Genomic DNA, 7,100 nt, shown 5'->3' on the forward strand with positions numbered 1-7,100 from the left:
TACTCTGCTCCCTATATAATAAATACAATTTATTCAGCTAACTCATTCGCTATACGTTGAATTGTTTCGCTAAGAATACTTTCATCAGCCAAATCATAATAAACACCGTCAATCATCGTTCCAGTTCCAGATAACTGATGCGTTTCAATCTCACCAACTTTATCACGATACTCAGAAAATAACTGTAATATCGTTACCATATTCAAATCAGTTTGTACATTTTGATTCATCGCTGTTAATATTTCTTGTAGATTAAAAATCGAATCAGCTGTACTCACTTTTGACATCACTGCTTGAATAATTTCACGTTGACGTTCTTGTCGTGCATAATCGCCGCCTGAAGTATAACGTTCTCTCGCATAAGCTAGCGCTTGTTCTCCATTAATATGTGTTGTTTCACCTGCATTAAATGTAAAGCCCGTTATTTCAAAACTAGTAGGTGGCGTCACATCGATCCCCCCGACCGCATCTACGATTTGTTCAATACCTTTCATATTGACTACTATATAATGATCTAACTTCATCTGGAACAATTGATTAACCGTATCCATTGACATCTGAGGACCACCAAATGCATACGCATGATTAATTTTATCCTTAGTGCCACGGCCAACAATCTCAACATATGTATCGCGAGGAATACTTGTAAGCGTCACACGCTCTGTTGCTGGATTAATCGTCATTACCATGATAACATCACTTCGACCAACTTCGTCACGCCCCAAAGCTCCTGTATCTGTTCCTAATAATAAAATAGACATTGGCTTTAATTCTGTCATATTGGCACTAACATTCACTGGCGTTAAGAGTGACAAACATGCTAATAATGCTACCACTAAATATTGAATTTTTATTTTCACTTTCTAGCTCCTTTTATTCCGTTCCATACATCATCGGACTACACACTAAAATATCCAAAATCGTTTTTTATTTTTAGGACGCATACGTTTTATGCTTTCTCCATTAAATACAGAAAGTGCATTTTGCTGAAAATATATCGCTAGCCGTTCATCATAATCTTCAGCTAATTGTGCATAAGCAGCCTGCATATTAAACGGACGCTTATCTATATGATGAGCATCTGATGATATCAAATGCACTAAATTATGTCTCATCATTTCCATACTGATATTACGTAATTTTTGTCCATAAAAGCCAATATAAGAGTGTGAAGTTAACTGCCCTATACATCCTGCTTCAATAAATTGATAATACAATCTCAAATTGTTCGCAAATTCATGATTTCGCTCAGGATGTGCGATTACCGGCGTAATTCCCACTTCAATTAACGATTTTAACACTGATAATGCATACTTAGGAACCGTTTTCGTTGGCATTTCAATCAGATAATATTTTCCACCACTATCCAAAGACAAAAAATCATCTCGATACAAAATATCCTCTAATAAAGTTTCACGAATTCGAATTTCTTGGGCAGGATAGACACGAAGTGGGATTTTTGCTTTATCATACACATCCTGTAAAGCCTCCGTCGCTTCGATTACTTCATCCTTATGATTCACATATTGATTATTATAATGATGTGGCGTTAACAATAAATGTTGTATCCCTTCATCTACTGCTAACTTTGCTAATTCAACCGATTGCTCGATCGTTTGAGCACCATCATCTACGCCTGGCAGCAAATGACTATGAATATCAACTAACATCGTCTATTCCTCAGAATAACCATAATAAGCATAATATCCTGATGAATCAGTTGCTTCCTTATCATTGATTACATATCCAAAAATTTTTGCGTTAACATTATCCAAAGCAGCCTTAGCATTTTTCACTTCTTCTTTGGTTACATAACCTTCACGAACTACTAATACGACACCATCTACTTTAGAGGCCATAATCTGTGCATCGGTTATGGCACTAACTGGTGGGGTATCATAAATAACTAAATCAAAATATTTCTTTAATTCTTCCATAATGTGAGTCATCTTAGCTGATGCCAATAATTCAGAAGGATTAGGCGGAATGGCACCTGCTGGTAATAAATATAAATTTAATTCTGGATTAAATTGAATTACATCATTAAATTTAAGATCTGGCTGAGAAAAAAGAGCTGATAATCCCCGTTCATTCGTTAAATTAAACGTACGATGTACCGTTGGTTTACGTAAGTCCGCATCAACAATTAATACTTTCTTTTCAGTAGCCCCCATAATATGTGCAATATTAGCTGAAATAGTTGATTTCCCTTCTGCTGGAATACTAGAGGTAATAACAATTGAGCGAACTGGTTTATCTAAATTAACAAAATCTAAATTGGTACGAATGGTTCTAAATTGTTCTGCATGTATCGACTTTGGATTATTAAATGCGACAATTGGTGCACCTTTCGCTTGTTCTTTTTGCAAGTTTTTTTCTTTTTTTCTTCTATTAAATCCGAACATAATTACACCTTTCTACGTCGCATATTTTCTTTTGTTTCTTTTAAACGAGCGTTTTTGACATCACGGTTTGACATTGCATAAACCTCTCCCAATTTGGTTAGTCCAAGTTGTTGTAAAAAGGCCTCATCTTTAACCGTCGTATCCATCATTTCACGTAACAATACAACCAATGCACTTAATGCTAAACCGATGAAAGCACCAATTGCTACATAACGCGTTGCACTTGGCGACACACGATTAGGATTAAAAGTAGCCGGCAACAAAGTATAGAGAGTAGTTACATCATTTTGATAAATTTCATGAATTGTCTTATCAAATTCTTGAACAATTTGTGCAAGTACCTTTTGAGCTGTAGCTGGATCATCTAATACTACCTTAATTGTAAAAGCTTGTGAATTTGTTGACTGAGTAACACTAATTGCATTACGTAATGATTCAGGTGCGTACTCGCCACCTACTGCTTGACTCACTTCGCTCAACAATTGCTGACCCGTAATCACATCACGATACGTATTAATTAATTGAATATTCGATTGAATTTCATTATATTGAATAACTTGTTCCTGATTATTTCGCTGATTAACCAAAATTTGTGCTTCTGATTTATATTTTGGTGACACTAAAAAATTCATAAATGCGAGTGCAATAATAGCTCCCACCAAAGTTAATGAAAACATCATAAATAAATGCTTCTTAACTATTAAATATAAATCCTTTAAACTGATTTCTTCCTGCATAACTGCCTCCTACACTATATATACCAATTTCCTGACCATTATATAGCTCTTCTCCTAATAATGCAACAGTTTCTAATGCAATATTTACGGTAATATTTTCGACTATTTAAGCAAATTAAATTAAATTAAATTAAATTAAATTAAGGTTAGTTTTTGATTAGGGAATGATTATATTTTTTAGCGCCCTCTATAGTTATACGAACGATAGTACGTAACGATAAAATTCCAATGCGAAAATGAGCAGAAATGTTGATAAAAATATACATTTTTGCTCATTTTTTTTGTTATTTTATTTGTTATGATTTGAAATTCGGAATTTCATTATGATTACAATTCTTAATTCCCACTAGAAGTTGTGGGACCTTCTTAATGAGTAGCACCACCAATGAAACTCACATCTACTTGCCCAAATTTTTGGACTACAACTTCAATTGCAATAGTCAATGCCTTAACTATTGTGTCTAATTTCATTGACGCAACATTTGGTTTATTAACAACTTGGCTTGGCATATACGGCACATGGATAAAACCAACAGACGCATTTGCTGATAAATATTGTTCTGCATAATATCGTGCTTGGTACATAAGATGGTTACACACATAGGTCCCTGCTGTATTCGATACTTGAGCAGGTATCCCAGCTTCTTGTATTGCTGCCACAATCGCCTTTATCGGTAATGTTGAAAAATACGCTGGAGGTCCGTCTGACTGAATCGGTTCATCAATTGGCTGATTGCCCTCATTATCCTTAATGCTGGCATCATCTTGATTGATTGCCACTCGTTCTGGTGTTATCGCAGAGCGACCACCCGCTTGTCCAACACAAATAATAGCATCAGGTTGAATCTCTTTGATAGCAGTTTCGAGCATCTTGCCACTTTTGTGAAAAACAGTTGGTATTTCAAGTTTTATTATCTCAGCGCCTGCAATCGAATCCGGTAATAATTTGACTGCTTCAAGCGCAGGATTTACACTTTCATCTCCAAATGGTTCAAATCCTGTTACTAACAGTTTCAAGCATCCACTTCCTCACGGTCAATTAATCTTCTTGAACATACTCTAACATCACATCAGTTTGGTCAGGCTCGACATTACCTGCAAAATTAGGTGTTGCTAATGAAACTTTATTATCACGATTCACAAATAAGTAGAACATCATTCTTTCAACTCCACCGTCTGTCGGTGTAATTTCTAACATCGTATTCACTGAAACAGTACGAATTTCATTCGTTTCATGTGAAAAAACTCGAATTTCTTTTGTCGGAATAGTGTGAAGTTCTGCTTTACCTTCGAAGTGTCCACCATAATAATTATTCATAATAAGCGTTGAAATTCCTTTATAGTACTCGATCTCCTCAGGAATATTCATACCCTCTCGCTTAAAGAATCCTTGGTCATGTACTAAATCCATATCAACTGCGTATGGTGCATCAACCACTTCAGTTGTTGCTACTGGTTCATTTGTTTCAGAAGTAACTGGCATTTCCGTTGTTTCAGCTGGAACTGCTGGTGTTTCTGTTGTTTCTGCAGGAGCGACCGGTGCTACTGTTTCAGATGATTCTACTGGTGCAGCCTGAACAGGTAGTTCACCTACAACATATTCAAGATATACAGCCGTACTACCTGAGTAGTCTGGTGTCGCTAACGCTAATTGATTATCACGATTAACAAAGACAAAAATATCACCAGATAGGTCTCCAAGTCCAGAAACTGGCACATGTAAAATCGTATTAACATTCACTTGACGAGTTGTTCCGTCTGGATTTAGCACATCAATAGCACGTGTTGAAATATTCTCTGCTGTAAAATGTCCAACAGCCGTTCCACGTTCATAGCTAATTTTTCCTTCTGATAGAGAAACTACAATATCACTTGGATATCCACTACCAGACTTAGCCACAAATCCTACTCTATCACCATATTGACTTAAATCAACTGCATATGGGTGATTTTCACTTACATCGATACTCTTTTGAATTTGTTTAATAGTATCTGTATGTTTTGCAACTTCAGTTCTTGCATAATCCAATGCTAATTGTTTTAACACTTCAAAAGTAGAAGCAGGTAATTTAATCGTTGGATTATTTGCTAATACCTTTTTCACTACTTCGTTTCCGTCAACTGCATTACCACTTGACACTAAATTTGTTACTTCTGTTTTGATTTCAGCAATCAATTTATTGATTTGATTATCTGTAATATCCGTTGACTTTTTAGCATCTTCAACAATTTTAATTTCTTTTTCAGCCACTACAATTGCTTGTTTATCTACTTTGATCCCAGCTTGTTCTAAAAGAGCATACACACCAGTTAATGCTCCTTCACCAGTAACAGGCGTAACCGTTGCGATTTTAATTAACACATCTTTTGCACCTGATGTAATCGCAGCATTTTGATACGTTGTCGGTTTAACTAATAAAATATTTTGTGGTGTCACAACCTGAACTTGTACACCAGAACCAGCTGGTAAAGGTTGAATCAATGCACTTGAATACACAGCAGTATTAATATTTGAACCGTCATTTAAATAACGATTAATTGTCGGACCATCAACATAAATTGTTTTTGCCAACGCAACACTATTCGCTCCCAACAAAGCTTTTGTTTGATCTGCTTGTTGAACATTTAAAGACGCACCCAATGACAACATCGGTTGAACTTGTGTTTGTGCATAAACAGTAGAATGATTCACTACTGCCGTTAAAACAGGAGCTGCAACCAAACCACTCAAAGCACACACTAATAAAGCACTTTTCTTAAATTTCATAACTATCTCCTCCTATAATCTCTATGCTTTTATTATAACAGAATACCCACAATAAGTTGTGAAGAAATTGTAAAGAATTATGGAATAATCATTATTTCCCAAAAACAAAAAAAAGTTGGTAAACTAATACCAACTAAATTAATGCAGTAAGGCGGTAACCGGATTTGAACCGGTGATCGAGGTTTTGCAGACCCATGCCTTACCACTTGGCTATACCGCCATTTTCTATTCTACTGGGGTAGCTGGATTCGAACCAACGAGTGACGGAGTCAAAGTCCGTTGCCTTACCGCTTGGCTATACCCCACTCATTTTATAGGCGAACGAGGGGAATCGAACCCCCGAATGTCGGTGCCACAAACCGATGCGTTAACCACTTCGCCACGATCGCCATCTTTCTACAGGGACAGTAGGAATCGAACCCACACTAACGGTTTTGGAGACCGTTGTTCTACCGTTAAACTATGTCCCTATTCCTCTATCTTGCCCGCTCGCAATCTAAATTATGGAGGGAGGCAGATTCGAACTGCCGAACCCTAAGGAGCGGATTTACAGTCCGCCGCGTTTAGCCACTTCGCTATCCCTCCAATGGCTTGGGACGGAATCGAACCGCCGACACTTTGAGCTTCAATCAAATGCTCTACCAACTGAGCTACCAAGCCTTTCTACGGTCCCGACGGGATTTGAACCCGCGATCTCCTGCGTGACAGGCAGGCATGTTAACCCCTACACCACGGAACCATATATGGAGGTTAACGGGTTCGAACCGCTGACCCCCTGCTTGTAAGGCAGGTGCTCTCCCAGCTGAGCTAAACCTCCAATGTTATTCACTTTTCTATGATCCGTACGGGATTCGAACCCGTGTTACCGCCGTGAAAGGGCGGTGTCTTAACCACTTGACCAACGGACCTTCTTCTTATTCTTCTCTCCACTTACGGAGAGTAAGGGATTCGAACCCTTGAGACAATTGCTCGCCTACATGATTTCCAATCATGCTCCTTCGGCCTCTCGGACAACTCTCCTCAATTTTCTTCCCTTATATTAAAAACACTCCGCAAGTAGGGCTCGAACCTACGACATCATGATTAACAGTCATGCGCTCTGCCAGCTGAGCTATTGCGGAATGACACTAACGACTTCTCCTGCATGGCAACGTCCTACTCTCACAGGACCAAAAGTCCAACTACCATCGG

General features: G+C 37.7%; 6 protein-coding genes, 11 tRNA genes and 1 rRNA gene (1 of these 18 only partly in view). All 18 read right to left on the bottom strand.

Features of this window, described 5'->3' with window-relative positions:
• Window positions 1-29: 29 nt before the first annotated feature.
• Entirely contained in the window at window positions 30-860 is an 831-nt protein-coding gene (locus tag JDW14_07385) for an LCP family protein (GenBank protein ID QQD65129.1), read from the bottom strand.
• A gap of 45 nt (window positions 861-905) precedes the next feature.
• The gene (locus tag JDW14_07390; GenBank protein QQD65130.1) at window positions 906-1,670 is read right to left on the bottom strand and encodes a hypothetical protein; all 765 of its coding nucleotides are present in this window, start codon (window positions 1,668-1,670) and stop codon (window positions 906-908) included.
• A gap of 3 nt (window positions 1,671-1,673) precedes the next feature.
• Entirely contained in the window at window positions 1,674-2,405 is a 732-nt protein-coding gene (locus JDW14_07395) for a CpsD/CapB family tyrosine-protein kinase (GenBank protein ID QQD65131.1), read from the bottom strand.
• A 2-nt stretch (window positions 2,406-2,407) separates the two neighbouring features.
• Window positions 2,408-3,142, bottom strand: a complete 735-nt coding sequence (locus JDW14_07400) for a hypothetical protein (GenBank protein ID QQD65132.1) — start codon at window positions 3,140-3,142, stop codon at window positions 2,408-2,410.
• A gap of 366 nt (window positions 3,143-3,508) precedes the next feature.
• Complete coding sequence (gene pcp / locus JDW14_07405; protein QQD65133.1) at window positions 3,509-4,159, bottom strand: pyroglutamyl-peptidase I; 651 nt, start codon at window positions 4,157-4,159, stop codon at window positions 3,509-3,511.
• 22 nt (window positions 4,160-4,181) lie between these two features.
• Window positions 4,182-5,909 carry a DUF1002 domain-containing protein gene (locus JDW14_07410; protein QQD65134.1) on the bottom strand — a complete coding sequence of 576 codons (1,728 nt, stop codon included), beginning with the start codon at window positions 5,907-5,909 and terminating at the stop codon, window positions 4,182-4,184.
• A 149-nt stretch (window positions 5,910-6,058) separates the two neighbouring features.
• A tRNA-Cys gene (locus JDW14_07415) sits at window positions 6,059-6,129 on the bottom strand.
• Window positions 6,130-6,142: 13 nt separating this feature from the next.
• Window positions 6,143-6,214 (bottom strand) — tRNA-Gln (locus JDW14_07420).
• 11 nt (window positions 6,215-6,225) lie between these two features.
• A tRNA-His gene (locus JDW14_07425) sits at window positions 6,226-6,298 on the bottom strand.
• Between the two features lie 10 nt (window positions 6,299-6,308).
• A tRNA-Trp gene (locus JDW14_07430) sits at window positions 6,309-6,379 on the bottom strand.
• A gap of 34 nt (window positions 6,380-6,413) precedes the next feature.
• Window positions 6,414-6,494 (bottom strand) — tRNA-Tyr (locus tag JDW14_07435).
• 2 nt (window positions 6,495-6,496) lie between these two features.
• Window positions 6,497-6,569 (bottom strand) — tRNA-Phe (locus JDW14_07440).
• A gap of 6 nt (window positions 6,570-6,575) precedes the next feature.
• A tRNA-Asp gene (locus tag JDW14_07445) sits at window positions 6,576-6,648 on the bottom strand.
• A gap of 5 nt (window positions 6,649-6,653) precedes the next feature.
• Window positions 6,654-6,726: transfer RNA gene (locus JDW14_07450), tRNA-Val, on the bottom strand.
• Window positions 6,727-6,745: 19 nt separating this feature from the next.
• Window positions 6,746-6,817: transfer RNA gene (locus JDW14_07455), tRNA-Glu, on the bottom strand.
• 25 nt (window positions 6,818-6,842) lie between these two features.
• Window positions 6,843-6,929, bottom strand: a tRNA-Ser gene (locus JDW14_07460).
• 28 nt (window positions 6,930-6,957) lie between these two features.
• A tRNA-Asn gene (locus tag JDW14_07465) sits at window positions 6,958-7,030 on the bottom strand.
• Between the two features lie 21 nt (window positions 7,031-7,051).
• A 5S ribosomal RNA gene (gene rrf / locus JDW14_07470) occupies window positions 7,052-7,100 on the bottom strand (it continues 67 nt past the right edge of the window).

The sequence above is a fragment of the Aerococcaceae bacterium zg-252 genome (genome assembly GCA_016237705.1).
In the GTDB taxonomy this organism is placed as follows: domain Bacteria; phylum Bacillota; class Bacilli; order Lactobacillales; family Aerococcaceae; genus Globicatella; species Globicatella yangjingiae.